The organism is Flavobacterium sp. 9 (assembly GCF_002754195.1).
Taxonomy (GTDB): Bacteria; Bacteroidota; Bacteroidia; order Flavobacteriales; family Flavobacteriaceae; genus Flavobacterium.
This window is the reverse complement of the sequence record NZ_PEEU01000001.1, coordinates 2359739-2376578: the sequence shown is the minus strand read 5'-3', so window position 1 is coordinate 2376578 and position 16840 is coordinate 2359739. Positions and strand designations below refer to the sequence as shown.

Here is a 16840-nt window from a genome sequence, read left to right as displayed (position 1 = left end):
GTTTGCTGTAGTTTTGAAATAGAAAATAGTCCAAGAATGTGTGTTAAGGTGTTTTTGAACTATTTGATTATTAATTAATTATGTGGAGCAGAACCCACTGAAAAAAACGAGGCGGTACCGAAAAGCCTTACGAGTAGGAATACCTAAATCAAAAAAATTATGTCAGATTTATTAGCAGGTGCTTATTTAGCACAAGGCACAATTGGAAATGTTGGAACACCAGGCGCTCCAATCGCAACATTTAGTTTAGTAGTTGTACCATCGCAACATTCTGTGACAGGTACAGTTGTAATTACTCAGGCTATACCAGGTCCTGATAGCCGTATTGTTGTTCAGGTAACGGGAAAAATATATGCAACCGGAATTGGTAAAGTTACACAAGTAGTTGGTCTTCAAGGAGAATATGTTCACTCTGTTCCTCCTCCGGGATTGGGTTCTTTTTTAGCAAAATTTGATGCTCATTTAGCAATCGATAATGAATGGAACGGAACTGGAGGTTTCTCATACTACCAACATAATATAGAAAACGTACCAGTTAAAGAAGCGAAAAATTTAAAAGAAGAATTAGTTTAGAAATAAAATTTCCCCAAAAACAAATTCAACAGGATAACAAAACTTCCTGACTCGATTCGAGTTTTGATTTAAAAGATCGCCTGTTTTAGGCGGTCTTTTTTGTTGAGGGAATCCTGATTCTGAATAATTATTAAACCTATGAAAAAATGAAAAAAAAATACGTCGTTATTAGTTTGCTGCTTATCATTGTAATAGCAGTTGCTTTGTGGTTATTTCTTTTAAATAGAAATAATGCCGGATATAAAGATGGTGCTTCGCCTTCGTATGCCAGCGCATCATCTGAAACCTGTGATTGTGAAAAAAGTTGGTTTCCTCATGATCAGACTCCGGCGCCGGCAGAAGGTGATGGAAGTCCGTTTGATAGTGAAACGACTACAAACTGTGATTTTCACCAATGGTCGTGGCAAAAGTTTTTGTGGGTTACAAAACCATTGCCAAACGGGAATCCATTCTTTTTAGATTCTCTGGATTTGGTTAGTCCGCAAATGGAAGATGTTGCGCCACAATTGGGACTTAAACTTACGTTGAGTTCTATTAATCAAGCCGGTTTTAGTGGAGTTTTGCATTCTAATCCTAAATTTAATAATGCCGCAGATACGGTTTATTATTCCATTCATATTAATGCGCTGCTAAAAGACAAAGCTGTTTTAATGGCTTCCTTAATCAACAGTAAGAAATTGCCGGCTTCTAATTTAGAGACATTTCCGGTTGGCGCTTTAGAATTAAAAGCTTCCTGGATTAATATTGATGCAATTGCCAAAGCGCAGCAACAAGATTATTTTACAACTAAGGCCGCTGTTCAAAATAGCAAAGGACAATATGTTCAAAAGACTGTTGCATTATTAGGTATGCACGTAGTTGGAGTTGTAAAAAATCATCCTGAATTTATCTGGGCAACTTTCGAACACAAAGATATGGCGCCTGTTTATGATAAGAAAAACAATTCGGTAACGTCTGCAAACGAAATGTTGTTTTATGAAAAAGGAACTACTTCTGGCATAAATGGAATTAGATGGGATACTATTACGAAAAAACCATTTCTTGAAAATAAAGCATTTATTCTTTATGAATATGGTGTGCCAAAGGATTTAAACACTGGCGCTTTTATGACTACAAGTCAGGCAGAACCTGCTAATTTTAATAATATCGAGGATATCAATAAATGTGTAGCCGCTAATTTGAAGGATGTTTTTAGAAATTATTTTTATAATGGTTCTATCTGGTTAAATTTTGACGGAGTTTCTTCTGAAAACCAAAAGAAAGCAATTGTAACAAAAAATCTCGCAAGTGCGCTTCCGGATTCGTTAGCCAGAGGTTCAGTTAATTTGGCAAACATTACGATGGAAACTTATACGCAGACCTTTCAGGAAGATATACACAGCATCAAAAATGATAATTTGGCAAATTGCTTTTCTTGTCATAAATCTGCAAACTTTGATAAAAAGAGACCGGGAAAATCTCCTTTGTTTTTGAGTCATTTATTTGGAGATTATTTACTATTTACCAAACCTCAATTAACTTCTACAGGTAAGAATGCAAATAATTTAGATAATTCACGTGCGAAACGTATTAAGGAAATAGAGAGATTAAAAACACAACAACTTTTAGATTTTATCAATGCTGAAAAGCAAAAAAAATAAACTCTAAGTATTTAATAAATAATGCAAAGCGGAACCCGAAAAGCTTATGAGTAGGGATAAGTAACCATATTAATAAATTATGCCAAATTCATCAACTAATTATACTATTTATTTAAAAAATGAAAGTAGTAATAACCAAAATTTCTGGGCCTTTTTAGAAAGACCAGAAGGGTTGTCTAATAAAAGTGTTTATGCAAATTCATCAGCTTTTCTATCTGTAGATTCAAATGATAGAGGAATAAATAGTTTGGCCATTCCCCTTCAATATTCTTTAGGAGCTGGTGCAGCAGAACAGCCAGTAGGTCTTGGAGTTCAAATTGATTCAAGTATTATTTTACGTGCTAATCTAAAAGAAACTTGGGAAACTCGATATGCTACTATACCTCCTCGTCAAGGGCCAAATTTAAATACTGTACAAGGTCACCAAACTCCTGACAATAGTATTAGTTTGATTACTAATTCTTTTGATAAAGCGAAGAATGAAGATGGAAAGTGGTACAGTAACTCGAGCTTTGGTATTCAGACAGAAATGGGATTTTTAGGAGTTACCTGGTCTCCATCTCCAGATGATCAATGTACAATTACCCCAAAGTTTTCATTTTATATAGCTACGGGTAATTTTTCAAGTTATGAACTTGCTGATCTTGAAACTATTTCCAGAAAAGCTGCAAAAATTGAATTAAGTGATTTTAGAAATCAGGAAGTAACGGTCACATTAACAAATAGAGGACAGTGGATCGTGGAATCAGGAAAAGTATTGGAACGTATATAAGATCTATAATCTAGATTTTTTATAAATAAAGTCCAAATACAACCATACATAGATTATTATAATGATTAAATTCATAAAAAAAGCTCGAAGTAAATTTGATTTTACTTCGGCTTTTTTATTTATCGATTGTATTTTTAAGGCTTTTAAAGTGTTTTTAACAATTGTAAAGTTATGTTAATTTAGGAAATGAAGTTTTGTATTAGATAATGGAAATTTATTTTTGTAAAAATCACTTTTATGGAATTATACTACACTTTTTCAATACTAATTGTATTGGCCTCTTTCTTCGCCTATTTAAATTTAAGATTTTTAAAGCTTCCCGGAACTATCGGAATAATGATTATTGCAATGTTAGTTTCGGTAGGAATTCGCCTTTTAGGGGATTCTTATTTTCCGGCAACTACAAAGCATTTTTTTGAATTGATAAAAGAATTTGACTTCAACGAAATCTTAATGGGAGCAATGTTGAATTTTCTTTTGTTTGCAGGCGCACTGCACGTAAATATGTCTGATCTTAAAGAACAAAAAGTTCCTATTATGATTTATTCTACAGTTAGTGTAGTATTGTCAGCCTTAATTATTTCAGTATTACTTTATTATATCGCACCTGTTTTAGGAATAAAAATCCCGTATATATATTGTTTAGTTTTCGGAACATTAATTTCTCCAACAGATCCAATCGTGGTTCTGGGAGTTTTAAAACAAGCAAAAGTTCCTAAAAGAATCGAAACTAAAATTGTTGGTGAATCTTTGTTTAATGATGGAGTAGCAGTAGTAATGTTTGCCGTTGTTTTAAAAATGGCTACCGATCCTACATTTGATATGAGTTTTGGTTCTATTGCCTGGTTGTTTGCAAAAGAAGGAATTGGTGGGCTTTTATTGGGAGCAGTTTTAGGATATACTGCATCGAGAGTTATGAAGAAAATCGACGATTATAAAGTTTCTGTTCTAATAACGCTTTCTATCGTAATGGGAGGATTTTTGATTGCTCAAAGTTTACATGTTTCAAGTCCGTTGGCAATGGTAGTCGCAGGATTAATTATTGGTAATTACGGAAAAAAAGTTGCTATGAGCGAAGTAACAAAAGATTACTTAGAGAAATTTTGGGAACTTATAGATGAAATATTAAATGCTATTTTATTCTTATTTATAGGTTTTGAATTATTGTTATTACCTGATTTGAATAAACAATTACTAACCGGTTTTGTGGCTATTTTTATCGTGTTATTTTCCAGAATTGCATCTATTGTTTTACCTTGGAAATTCTTCGATATATTTAAGATATTTGGTATAAAATCTGCTTATAACAAAGGTTCTTTAATGGTATTAGTTTGGGGAGGAATCCGTGGTGGAGTTTCAATTGCGCTTGTACTTTCTATGCCTGAAGGAGAATATAAAAACCTCCTGCTGGAAGTAACTTATATTGTAGTATTATTTTCAATTGTCGTTCAAGGATTAACCGTTGGTAAATTAGCAAAAAGAGTTTTAGAGAAAGAGTAAAGAAAATAGAAAATAGAGTAAAGAGAATAGAATGAAGTTTTTCTCTTTAAAATTATTTAACTGAAAGGGAAAAGCCTGCAAAAATATTTTTGCAGGCTTTTTTTATAGTTTGTCATCTTTAGAATAATTAGGATTCACAATTACTGTCATTGTGAAAGCATTTAATTTTTTTAAACTTTTAAAAATAAGTTTTAAATATTCGTTTTTGATTCATAGTTATCGTCAGAAAAATCTTGTAACATGTTTACTGGTTCCTATGCCTTTTTTTACTTGTCTTGTAGCATTTTTCTCCTTTTTTAGGTTTGATTACAGTTAGTTTTGAGGCAGATAAGAGATATGGAATAAAAATTTATTCTGTCTCTTTTTTCCCATAAAGCTTAAACGATCACTTATTATTCAAAAAACCTACTAATTATGAAAGAATTCGAAAGTAAAAAAAGCGTCATTGCTTTAAATAGCTATTGTGATGAAATTTTTTTAAAGCAAATTGATGCTATTATACAAGAAAAAAAACAGATCCTTCTTTTGGAGTTTCACAACTGGCTGAGCAATTAAAAATCAGTAAAGCCCAACTTAATCGTAAAATGCAAAATCAAATGAGTTTCTCACCTGGGAAACTCATTTTGTATTATAAGATGGAACTGGCAAAGCATATTTTGAATGCAAATAAACTTTCTATTGAAGAAACTGCTCTTTATTGTGGTTTTAGTGGCGCAACTAATTTCAGCCGTAAATTCAAACAAGAGTTTGGTCTTTCTCCTTTAGCATATCGTGAAAATGGATTAATTACCGGATTTAAACCGGATGACTGGAAAATTCCTTTAACCAAAGAATGCTTTAATAAACTCATTCAGTTAAAAAGTGAATATATATGGTTAGCAAAGTTGCTGGTCATTATAATTGATAATCTTGATAACGAAGCTTTCTCTATTGAGATTTTGTCTAATAAACTTTTTATGAGTTCATCAAATCTTAATCGCAAAGTGAAATCTTTATTTGGATTCCCTGTCATACGTCTGTTGCGTGATATAAGGCTTCAATACGCTACAGAAATATTAGTGTTACAAAAAAAATCAATTACTGAAGCAGCATCTCTTGCAGGTTTTTTTGATACCGCCCATTTTTCGCATGTTTTTAAACAAAGTTTTGACTGTCCTCCCAGTAAATATAAGGAAACTATCATTTTATTTCCTTTTGTTGATTTATTAAGAAAACAGCTATGATTCAAATTGATAAAAAGTAGGTGATTCTGTACAAGACGAAGAAGGAATAAACTGATAATTTTGACTTATTAGAATTCAGGATTTGTACAAATTGAACCTAAAAAATTTCATGGCCTGATACTGCAGATTAGGAAATGATTAAATCAAGAGTAGAAAAAAACAATCTGTTCAACAGTGTAAATGGGATTTTCATGCCAAAAAAAAAATAAAAGTACAGTTTGATTGATACAGTTTGTTTAAAAAACTATTCGACATTATAGCTAAAAACACTAGAGGGTCTAGTAGCTAATAAAAAACTTTGTAAGCATGTAGCTTATAATAGTATTAAACGAATCATTATGGGAGATATTCAAAAAGGGACTGTAATTAGAGGCTTAAAAAATGCCGATCTCAAACCTTTTTCCAAGGAGGAAGTAGACGAACATGGTCGATTATTAGATGCTAGTGTAAATAGCATTGAAGGCTCAAACAATATTACAGCAATTATGGTAGGAATGGCGCCGGCAATGCATGCTTATGGAACGCGAACATCAACAGCCGAAAAAATAATACAAAAAGGCGGAAGGGTTTTAACGGCTCCAATACCGAGTAATCCAAATCATTGTCTAATATCAGGTTTAACGCTAAAAGATGCAAATAATCTGTTTAGCTGATATTGTTAAAGATTATGTGATACACTAGTTCATGGGAATTAAAAATGTTAATACATTTTAGTGGAACAGCAACCACTTAAAAAAATCAGACTGTTCGCATTCAGGAAATAATGCGAGGCGAAACCTGAAAAGCCTACGAGTAGGGACAAACAATCAAAAATTATAAACTATGTTAAATTTAGAAGCATTAAATTCGGTAAATCATTATACTATTTATTTAAAAAATGAAGGTAGTGATGCAAAAAATTTCTGGTGTTTTTTAGAAAAACCAGTTGGGGTACCAGATAGTGCCGTTTTTGCAAATTCATCTGCTACTTTAAATGTAGTGCCAGATTATGGAGGAACAAATAAGTTTGTCATTCCGGTTCAATACTCTTTGGCAGCTGGTGCATCAAACGAAGAAGTAGGATTGGGTGTGCAAATTGAAACCAGTATTTTCAGAAAAGCTGAATTAAAACAAACTTGGGAAGCGAAATACGCCACTATACCTCCTAATCAGGGACCAGAATTGAATCTTGTTCAAGGTCAAAAAAGTCCAGATGATACGATTGCTCTATTGTCTAACAATTTTAACAAAAAGGTAAATGAAAATGGGAAGTGGTTTAGTAACATGAGCTTTGGTATCCAGACACAAAATGGATTTTTAGGGGTTACCTGGTCTCCTTCGCCAGATGATCAAAACACAATTACTCCAAAGTTTTCATTTTATATCGCTACTGGTTCATTTACAAATTATGAACTTGCTGATATTTCAACAATTTCGAGAAAGTCTGCAAAAGTTGAATTAAGCGATTTTAAAAACTTAGAAGCAACCGTTACTTTGACAGCTACGGGAGACTGGCTAGTGACTCCAGGAAGAGTATAAAAATATAATATCTGAAAGGGCTGCATATTAAGTGGCCCTTTTTTTAATTGAAATTTTATGAAAACATTCGATAATAAAAGATCTATAGATGATTATCTATATGCCTTGCAACAGCGAAATCTTGTATATAATTATGATTTTAGATATTTCAGTAATCAAATTGAATTTAATTACGGAATTCCTGATGGTTGGTGTTATGAAGATAATGGAGCAAACGGGAGTATTAATTTTGATAAAAATACAGAACGTTGCATTATTAAGAAAAGCGGAGGTAATAGCTTAATGACTTTTAAGCAAGCGCTCCATGAATTTCCCAGATGGAAACAAATGCTTTTAGAAAAAAATATTTCGGTTAAAGTAGCCTTGAATTTAAGTATCGCCGGCGACGTAAACATAACACTTTCGGATGGTATTGATTCCAATACTATTGTGAAAAATGGTATAGGAGATTTTGAAGTTGAAGTAGAATTAAAAGTTAATAAAGAAGCTAAATCTGTTTGGATAACAATTAGTTCGTCAGCAACATCGATTGTAATTGCTGTTTCAAAAGTATATGGAAATGTGGGGTTAATTGCTATAGAAAATTTACCGTGTATTGTGCAAGGTATTATAGGAGAACGCAAACAATATATTGCAACCAAAAATCCTCCTGCTGAAGAATTGTCTTTATGCCAGGCTCCAGTAGAACTTAGCAATGATTATTCAAGACTAAATTCGGTGATTAATAATAGATTTGGGAAGGGACAAAGCGGAAATTCAATGCTTATCGATATGCGAGGATATTTCAGCAGAGCATGGAACAATGGTGCTAAGGTTGATCCTGATGCTGCAAATAGAAAACCACCCGGTACAGGAACAATCCAAGGAGATCAGGTAAGTACTGTAGAACAAGATGTTTTTCTTAAGCACGATCATGGATTAGATTTTTCAATTGATAAGACTATTTTAACAGGGGATAAAAGTTCGACGACAATTATAAATACAGCCAGTACTTCTAAAACTAAAGAAACGGCTGATGGAAAAGAAACCCGTCCGAAAAATATTGCTGAGCTTTATACTATTAAATGGGCATAATTAATTGAAATTTGTAATTTCTAAAAAAGAAAAATCCGAAGTAAAATTTACCTCGGATTTTTTTATCGTTTATCTTCTTTAGAATAATTTGAAACACCATTAATATCGATTGAAGTTCCTAAAAAACGTGGTTCTCGATTTCTTAAAACATCAAAAAAGGATTTAAAAATAGAACCATATTCTCTAAAAGTAACATATTTATATCCCAAATATTCTCCATTATTAGCAGAATATCCAACCGATTTTATTCCCAATTTTTGTCCAATATAAATCGCTCTGTTTAAATGATATTCCTGAGAGATTAAAGTCGCCTTTTTTATTTTGAAAATATGCTTTGCACGATACATTGTAGAATATGTATCAAAACCGGCATAATCAACAAATATCTTAGTTGTATCAACTCCATGATTGAAACAGTAATTTTTCATTACCGTTAATTCGTCATGTTCGTCACGACCATTATCTCCCGAAAGTAAAATTTTATTGATTCGATTTGCTTTGTATAATTGAATTCCCGCATCAAGGCGATCCTTTAAATATTTACTGGGTTGATCTCCGTTGATTCCGGCACCAAAAATAATTCCCACATCATTTTTTGGAAATTTCTTAAGCGAGTAATAGATGTGTTTTTTAGTTGTGGATTTCACGTAATAATTAACAGAAATGACTGAGATTAATCCAATAATTGCAAGGTAAAGGGCGATTTTAAAATATTTTTTCAATTTATTTTTTGTAAGATTAAGATTTAAAAACACGAAGATACTTAAATTTATTGTTAGATAAAATCAAATAAAAAAACCGAAGTATTTCTACTTCGGTTCTAATTATCTAATATTCTAAGAAGTCTATAGAAGTCCCGCTCTTTTTAATAAAGCTTCCGGTTTTGGTTCCTGACCTCTAAAACGTTTGTATAAAATCATCGGATGTTCTGTTCCTCCTTTTGAAAGTACATTATCTTTGAATTTTGTTGCTACTTCGTGATTGAAAATTCCCTTTTCCTGGAAATATTCAAAAGCATCAGCGTCTAATACTTCAGCCCATTTATAGCTGTAATATCCAGAAGAATATCCACCTTGAAAAATATGTGAAAAAGCTGTACTCATCGCATTTTCTTTTACATCAGGATACAATTGCGTATTGGCAAATTGTTCTGTTTCGAAAGTTTTTAGATCTGTAATATGCGTTGGATCTTGTCCGTGCCAAGCCATGTCTAATAATCCAAAACTTAACTGACGTAAAGTTGCCAAACCTTCTTGAAAACTTGCACTTTCTTTGATTTTCTGTACATATTCAATCGGGATAATTTCTCCGGTTTCGTAGTGATTCGCAAACAAAGCCAAAGCTTCAGGCTCGTAACACCAGTTTTCCATAATCTGACTTGGTAATTCTACAAAATCCCAGAAAACAGATGTTCCTGATAAACTTGGATAAGTTGTGTTCGCCAACATTCCGTGTAAACCATGACCAAATTCGTGGAATAAAGTTGTCACTTCATTAAAAGTCAATAAAGATGGTTTTGTTTCTGTTGGTTTTGTAAAATTACAAACGTTAGAAATATGTGGTCTTTCGTTTACGCCATCTTTTATAGATTGATGTTTAAATGAAGTCATCCAAGCGCCGTTTCTTTTTCCTTTTCTTGGGAAGAAATCCGCATAGAAAATCGAAATTAAATTATTTTCTGAATCTGTTACTTCATATGTTGTAACTTCTTCATGATATTTATCGATGTCGAAAACTTCTGTAAATGTTAATCCGTATAGTTTTTTGGCAACTGTAAAAGCTCCATTTAATACTTTTTCTAATTGAAAATATGGTTTCAGTTTTTCATCGTCTAAATTAAAAAGCTGTTGTTTTAATTTTTCAGAATAATAAGCGCCGTCCCATTTTTCTAATTGTTCGATTCCGTCCAGTTCTTTGGCAAAAGCCGTCAATTCAGCAAATTCTTTTTGAGCAGCAGGTTTTGCTTTAGCCAATAAATCATTCAGGAAAGAAAAAACTTTCTCCGGACTTTCGGCCATTCTTTCTTCCAAAACAAAATTTGAGTGAGTTTTATAACCTAATAAATTCGCTCTTTCGAAACGTAATTTGGCAATCTTTAAAACATTTTCCTGATTGTCGAATTCGTTATTCTGAAATGATCTTGCTCCAAAAGCGATCGCCATTTTTTTACGCAATTCGCGATTATCAGCATACGTCAAAAACGGAACATAACTTGGATGATCTAAAGTGAAAATCCAACCTTCTTTTTCCTGATTTTTAGCCAATAATCTTGCTGCTTCAATAGTTCCTTCCGGTAATCCGGCTAAATCTTTCTCGTCCGTCAAATGCAATTCGAAGGCATTGGTTTCTGCCAAAATATTCTCTTCAAATTGTAATTTTAATTTCGATAATTCTTTGTCGATTTCTCGTAGTTTTTCCTTTTTGTCTTCAGGTAGATTAGCTCCGTTTCTAGAAAAACTTTTGTACTTTTTATCTAAAAGTGTAGTTTGCTCCGGATTTAGATTTAATGTTTCTTTTTGATCGTAAACCGTTTTTATTTTAGCAAATAAAGCTGCGTTCAATGTAATATCATTTCCGTATTCAGATAATAAAGGCGAAACTTCCTGAGCGATTTTTTGCATTTCGTCACTTGTTTCAGCCGAATTCAAATTGAAGAAAACACTGGAAAGACGATCTAAAATATCTCCTGAAAAATCCATTGCAACAACAGTATTTTCAAAAGTTGGCGCTTCTGGATTGTTTACGATCGCATCAATTTCGGCTTTAGCCAAAGTAATTCCTTCTTGAAAAGCTGGAAAATAATCTTCGATTTTAATTTGCGAAAAAGGCGCGGTATTATGTTTAGTTATAAATTTTGAAAGTAAAACGTTCATTATGATATAATATTTTTTATTAATTGAAGTCAAATTTTTGAATTCCAAAGATAGCAATTTATAAAAATGTAATCGTCTAAACCAAATCGATTCTCGGCATAAAATCCTCTTAAATTGTGTTATAGATATGTTATTTATTTCTGTACGCGTTTTTAAAAACGTAAATTGAAAAAAATAGGATTAGAGTTATAAAATACTAATCAGAAATTGTAAAACAGAAAAACGATGAATTATCAAATTGCAATAAAGAGAATAGATACAGTTAACGAAGTAGAAGGATATTGGTCTGATGAAGATTTTGTTCAGTTATTAGAAAAATTTAATTATCCGGATGGAGCAACAGCAGACAAAGCAAGTTTGCCGGAATTATTAGAAATGGCGATTTCGGATTACGAACCAAATGAAGCTGCAGAAATAGTCTTGAAATATAAATTTCCTGATAGATTAACCGACGGGCAAATTGAGCAAATAGCACACAATATGTTAATTGATAAAGTTTGTGAAGAATATCCAGAAATAGATATGCAAGGAACTTTGTTTCACATTAATCAATTGCTTTTTAAAGCTTATAATGGGAAATTTCCAAATGCAAAAGCTTCTATTGTTCATTTTTCAATGACTCCAAATGATAATGAACCACAAAAATTGACGGCTGAAAATGTGCTGAAATTATTGAATAACGGTTTGTCTGACAGAAATCTAATTAAAAGATTGTTCGAAAATCAAATCTCTCAAAACATTCCGTTTCCTGAAGCTGAAGATATAGTTTGGGAATTGACAACAACAGACGATATAAATTATAGTTTGGTTACTTCAGAGAATTGGATAAATAAGGAAGATATAACAGAATACGAATTTGAATCTGTCTTGGAAGAAATTGAAGATGAAGCATAATTCAAAGAAATATAAAGGGCAAAAAAAAGGCTTCCTATAATGGAAGCCTTTTTCTATAATAAGGATTTATTTTTTCAAACCTTCAGCTGCTTTATTAACCGCAGCTTTCAATTCTTCTTTATAAGCAATAATCGTGTCAAGTACTTTTTTATCATGACTTCCGATGATTTGTGCTGCCAAAATTCCGGCATTTTTTGCGCCGTTTAGCGCCACAGTTGCAACAGGAACTCCGCCCGGCATTTGTAGAATCGATAAAACCGAATCCCAACCATCGATAGAATTGCTTGATTTTACAGGAACTCCAATTACAGGAAGTGGCGACATCGAAGCAACCATTCCTGGTAAATGCGCCGCTCCTCCAGCTCCGGCAATAATTACCGAAATTCCGCGAGTATGTGCGTTTTTACTGAAATCGAATAATTTTTCCGGCGTTCTGTGTGCCGAAACGATATCTACTTCAGTTTCGATATTGAATTGTTTTAATATGTCGATGGCATCTTGCATGACTGGCATGTCAGAGATACTTCCCATTATGATGGCTACTTTGCTCATGTTTTTTTGTTTGTTTAAAACTGTTTGTTTTGTTTCAGGTTTCAAGCTTTTACTGAGACTGAAAACTATATGCTTATAACTCTAATCGTATTTTTAACTTCTTCTGCAATCTTTCTGGCTTCAGCCATATCTTCGTTTACGATTGTAACGTGACCCATTTTTCTGAACGGACGCGTTTGTTTTTTACCGTAAATATGTGGTGTAACGCCATTCCAACCTAAAATGGTTTCAATGTTTTCGTAAACTACGTCTCCTGAAAAACCTTCGGCACCAACTAAATTTACCATAATTCCGGCAACTTTGCTATCTGTATTTCCTAACGGAAGATCTAGAATCGCACGCAAATGATTTTCGAATTGCGAAGTATAACTTGCTTCGATAGAATAATGTCCTGAATTGTGTGGGCGAGGAGCAACCTCATTTACCAGAATATCATCATCATTGGTTTGGAACATTTCAACTGCCAAAAGACCAACGTGATTAAATTTCTCCGAAACATTCAAAGCAATTGCTCTGGCTTTTTCGGCAACTTTCTCGTCGATTCTGGCAGGACAAATTACATATTCTACCTGATTAGCTTCCGGGTGAAATTCCATTTCTACAACCGGATATGTTTTGATTTCGCCTGACGGATTTCTTACTACAATAACTGCCAATTCATTTTTGAACGGAATCATTGTTTCTGCAATACATTCTACATTTGGTAAAGTATCCAAATCAGAAACCTGACGAATTACTTTTACACCATTTCCGTCGTAACCAAATTCGGTACATTTCCAAACGAAAGGCATCTCGACTCCGCTCGATATGACAGTAGATTTTAGATTGTCTAAATTCTCGAATCTTTCAAATGGTGCAGTTGGGATATTATTATCTGCGTAAAATTGTTTTTGGATTCCTTTATTCTGAATTCCTTTTAAGGTTTTAGGAGAAGGATATATTTTTAAACCTTCGCTTTCTAATTGTGTCAAAGCTTCAAGATTAACCAATTCAATTTCGAAAGTCAAAACATCGACTTGTTTCCCAAAATTATAAACTGTTTCATAGTCCATCAAATCGCCTTGGAAGAATTTATTGCAGGCAATTTTACTCGGAGCTTCGTCGCTTGGATCTAAAACATAAGTTTGTATATCAAATTTTCGAGTGTCAAACAAAAGCATTTTTCCTAATTGTCCGCCACCTAATATTCCTAATTTAAAATCAGAAGAAAAATAATTCATTGTAGTTGTGTTTTTGCAAAGATACTTTTTAATCTTTTTTTTGCCATGAATTAGATGAATTTCCGTAATTTTTTTTAATCTGTTTCTAAAATTTAACCGCAAAGAACACAAAGGTTTCGCAAAGTTCGCAAAGTTTATATTCACAAAGCTTTGCGAACTTTGTGTTTTCTCAACATAATATTAGGGTAAAAAACTTAGCGTGCTTTGCGGTAAAATTAATCTGTGGCAAGATTATTTTTCTATTTTCTTTAAAACTTCTTTGGCTACAGCTTTATAAGCGGCGGAATGATCTGCATAATCTTTGTTTAAAATAATTTGCAATTCAGGATGAATCCAATCGTAATGATTTCCTAAAACGTATAAAGTTCTTATCGAATAAGCTTTTGTTGCTACTTTAACATCGTTTATAAGCCAGTCAAAAGAAGCTTCGATACAATCTTGAAGATTGGCTTCGGAAAGTTGAATACTATTTTCGTTTTTCTTATAATGTGATTTTACAAGAAGCTGAACAACTTTTGCAATGGGACGAATGGAGCTTTCATCTTTTAAAATCTTCAAATTCGAACAGAAAATATCAAGATGAGGTTGTAACCAAATCAATTCTTCATAAGATACAAATTCTAAAATCCAACACGCTTTATGATTGTTTTTGTCTAATGGAGAAAAACAAATCGAAACCAGTTCTTTAAATAAGGAAGGATTTTCTAAAACATCTTGCGCAACCATAAGACGATTTTCTCTATAAGCTTTTAGATAATTGAGTTTTGTTTGTAATTCAGAAGACATTTTATCGGTTTTAGTAGACATCTAAAATAAGTAATTTAGCGAAATAGTTCCGTAATAATTTATAGGAAGTCCGGGATAATAATATCGTGGACTTGAATTTCCAACCGCAACGGCATTAGGTAAAATCATCGAAGCATATTTTTCATCGAAAAGATTATTAACGCCAAAAGCTAAATTGGTATTTAAATTAGGAAGTATTTCAAAACGATAACCTGTTTTTAAATTGATGATATTATAGGAATCTGAATAAGCAGAATTGGCATCATTCATCGGAATTTTATCTACGAACTGAAAATTGGCAGAAAAATAAATGCCTAAATTGGTATTTAAAGTTATTCCTGCATTTACTTTATTCGCCGCAACTCCGGTTAGTTTATTTCCGGAATAATCATTTCCGTTATCGATAAAATCCTTAAATTCATATTTCCCTAAAGAAGCTCCAACAAAAGAATTCAAAGTAAAAAAACGATTAATGAACCAATTGTGTTTTGCCGAAACTTCGATTCCTTCGTGAAAAGTTTTTCCGGCATTTATACCTTCATATTGATCGTCGCCAATTCTTTTTGCCACTAATAAGTCTTTAATTTCCATTCGATAAACGGCAAATTCGGTATAGAGATTTTTATTGAAGAAATAGAATTTTCCACCAACTTCAAAATTATAACCGTTTTCGGGTTTTATATTCGGGTTTATGTTGCCTGTACTTGTGAGCGTTTCTTCGGTGGCAGGCAATGAAAATCCTCGGCTTGCGGAGAAATATAAGGTTTGTTGCTGATTTGGTTTATAAAGAAAAGACAATTGTGGCGAAAGGATTCCGTCATAACTATATTTTTCTGTTGCCGTTTTTTGAGGAAGAAAGTTTGTGAGTTCAAAATGAGTTTCGTTGTAGTTTAATCCCGCTTGAAACTCAAATTTCTCAGAAAGTAAAGTTCTGATTTGAGAAAAGATATTATAAAAATGTCTTTTCTGATCTGTTTCTGTTAATTGATTTCCTTGTAAACTTCCTTGGCCATTATTGGTTTTGTATAGATTCTCAAAAGTATTTCCGCTGTAATTATCTGTGAAATATTCGATTCCGGCAATAAACTGATTTTCGATTTTACTAATTCTAAAGTTTCCTGAAAATTGCGTTCTCGCGCCGGTTCCAAAAGTATATTGACGTAAAATATCAAAAGGTCTTGGTTCATTACTGTCTTTATAATTCACGAAAACTGAAGTTGAATTACTTAGATTATTATTGATTTTAAAATCATAAGCCAATCCTGCCAAAGTCGATTTGTATTCTTTAAATCCTTTTGAAGCGACCCAAGTTGGAGCGCCCAATTCTGGATTAGAATCAAAAACTTGTTTACTAATAGAACTCGGAATGTAAGCTTTCAAATATGTATAATTCGAAAAGTAAGTAAGCTTGCTGTTTTGCTTTTTAAACAATTCTCCTGAAAGCGTAATTCCTTCTCGATCGTAGGCGCTATTTTCTCGCCAACCATCGGTTTTTAGTTTATGATAACTTAAGTTTAAACTTGATTTTTTTTCGGTCAGACTATAATTCAAAGTATTTTTCAGTAATCCAAACGAACCAAAAACAGTACTTATTCCGGCAGTTTGTCCGTTATTTTTCGAAAGTTGAGGCGAAATCAAAATCGCGCCGCCCAAACCTGCGCCGTAAATACTCGAAAGCGGACCTTTTATAACTTCGATTTGACCAATGTTTTCTAAGTCAATATCATCAATAACAGTTTCGCTATTTCCAGAAGTCAGCGGAATACTACCATAAAAGGCTCTGATTTTATTGGTTCCATATGGAGTTCTTGCGCCAATACCACGAATCGAAATTCGGGTTGTCGTGATATTAGAAGACTGCATAAATACTCCCGGAATCGTATTAATGACAGTGCTAATATCTGTGGCGTTATTTTGCGTCAGCTCTTTTTTGGATAAAATTCCTATCGAAGCGGGTGCATTCTGTAAACTATCATTAATATGAAGGGAACTGATAACAACTTCTTCCAGCTTTTGTGTTTGAAGAGAATCAATGGGTTTGCTTTTCTGTTCTTGTGCATAAGTGTTTTGAAAAACAATTACGACAAGAATAAGAAAGCAATGTTTTTTTAGAATCATAAAAGGGTTTGTTGAGCGGTTTTATGCTTAATTATTAAGGAATATAGAAGGCGAAAAAATTTACCGCAAAGGGCGCTAAGATTTATCCCTTATTTAG

General features: G+C 32.9%; 16 protein-coding genes. 10 read left to right on the top strand and 6 right to left on the bottom strand.

Features of this window, described 5'->3' with window-relative positions; all coding sequences use genetic code 11:
• Positions 1-159 precede the first annotated feature (159 nt).
• From CLU81_RS09520 to CLU81_RS09485, 9 genes are all read left to right on the top strand, one after another.
• Positions 160-573, top strand: coding sequence for a DUF1842 domain-containing protein (locus CLU81_RS09520; RefSeq protein WP_099709575.1), 414 nt, complete (start codon positions 160-162; stop codon positions 571-573).
• A 146-nt stretch (positions 574-719) separates the two neighbouring features.
• Positions 720-2213 carry a hypothetical protein gene (locus CLU81_RS09515; protein WP_099709574.1) on the top strand — a complete coding sequence of 498 codons (1494 nt, stop codon included), beginning with the start codon at positions 720-722 and terminating at the stop codon, positions 2211-2213.
• A 79-nt stretch (positions 2214-2292) separates the two neighbouring features.
• Positions 2293-2985 (top strand): hypothetical protein, encoded by a 693-nt coding sequence (locus CLU81_RS09510; RefSeq protein ID WP_099709573.1) that lies wholly within the window; start codon positions 2293-2295, stop codon positions 2983-2985.
• A 237-nt stretch (positions 2986-3222) separates the two neighbouring features.
• The gene (locus tag CLU81_RS09505; RefSeq protein ID WP_099709572.1) at positions 3223-4485 is read left to right on the top strand and encodes a sodium:proton antiporter; all 1263 of its coding nucleotides are present in this window, start codon (positions 3223-3225) and stop codon (positions 4483-4485) included.
• 414 nt (positions 4486-4899) lie between these two features.
• Positions 4900-5040: a hypothetical protein gene (locus CLU81_RS26775; RefSeq protein WP_158235324.1), complete on the top strand. Its 141-nt coding sequence runs from the start codon at positions 4900-4902 to the stop codon at positions 5038-5040.
• A gap of 41 nt (positions 5041-5081) precedes the next feature.
• Positions 5082-5708: an AraC family transcriptional regulator gene (locus tag CLU81_RS09500; RefSeq protein ID WP_233209686.1), complete on the top strand. Its 627-nt coding sequence runs from the start codon at positions 5082-5084 to the stop codon at positions 5706-5708.
• Positions 5709-6046: 338 nt separating this feature from the next.
• Positions 6047-6361 (top strand): hypothetical protein, encoded by a 315-nt coding sequence (locus CLU81_RS09495; protein ID WP_099709570.1) that lies wholly within the window; start codon positions 6047-6049, stop codon positions 6359-6361.
• 169 nt (positions 6362-6530) lie between these two features.
• Positions 6531-7226 carry a hypothetical protein gene (locus CLU81_RS09490; protein ID WP_099709569.1) on the top strand — a complete coding sequence of 232 codons (696 nt, stop codon included), beginning with the start codon at positions 6531-6533 and terminating at the stop codon, positions 7224-7226.
• Positions 7227-7283: 57 nt separating this feature from the next.
• Positions 7284-8300 (top strand): hypothetical protein, encoded by a 1017-nt coding sequence (locus tag CLU81_RS09485; RefSeq protein ID WP_099709568.1) that lies wholly within the window; start codon positions 7284-7286, stop codon positions 8298-8300.
• A gap of 62 nt (positions 8301-8362) precedes the next feature.
• On the opposite strand, the gene CLU81_RS09480 is transcribed toward CLU81_RS09485, so the two are convergent.
• On the bottom strand, positions 8363-9022 hold the full coding sequence (locus tag CLU81_RS09480) for a vancomycin high temperature exclusion protein (protein ID WP_099712717.1): 660 nt from the start codon (positions 9020-9022) through the stop codon (positions 8363-8365).
• 123 nt (positions 9023-9145) lie between these two features.
• Entirely contained in the window at positions 9146-11173 is a 2028-nt protein-coding gene (locus CLU81_RS09475; RefSeq protein WP_099709567.1) for a M3 family metallopeptidase, read from the bottom strand.
• A 225-nt stretch (positions 11174-11398) separates the two neighbouring features.
• Between CLU81_RS09475 and CLU81_RS09470 the strand changes: the two genes are divergently transcribed.
• Entirely contained in the window at positions 11399-12067 is a 669-nt protein-coding gene (locus CLU81_RS09470; protein WP_099709566.1) for a hypothetical protein, read from the top strand.
• A gap of 66 nt (positions 12068-12133) precedes the next feature.
• Here the strand turns inward: CLU81_RS09470 and purE are convergent, their stop codons facing one another.
• The 4 genes from purE to CLU81_RS09450 all read right to left on the bottom strand — a co-directional run bounded on the left by purE (position 12134) and on the right by CLU81_RS09450 (position 16743).
• On the bottom strand, positions 12134-12619 hold the full coding sequence (purE, locus tag CLU81_RS09465; protein WP_039111763.1) for a 5-(carboxyamino)imidazole ribonucleotide mutase: 486 nt from the start codon (positions 12617-12619) through the stop codon (positions 12134-12136).
• 65 nt (positions 12620-12684) lie between these two features.
• Positions 12685-13839: a 5-(carboxyamino)imidazole ribonucleotide synthase gene (locus CLU81_RS09460; RefSeq protein WP_099709565.1), complete on the bottom strand. Its 1155-nt coding sequence runs from the start codon at positions 13837-13839 to the stop codon at positions 12685-12687.
• A gap of 231 nt (positions 13840-14070) precedes the next feature.
• Positions 14071-14646 carry a hypothetical protein gene (locus CLU81_RS09455; RefSeq protein ID WP_233209685.1) on the bottom strand — a complete coding sequence of 192 codons (576 nt, stop codon included), beginning with the start codon at positions 14644-14646 and terminating at the stop codon, positions 14071-14073.
• Positions 14647-16743 (bottom strand): TonB-dependent receptor, encoded by a 2097-nt coding sequence (locus CLU81_RS09450; RefSeq protein ID WP_099709564.1) that lies wholly within the window; start codon positions 16741-16743, stop codon positions 14647-14649.
• Positions 16744-16840 lie beyond the last annotated feature (97 nt).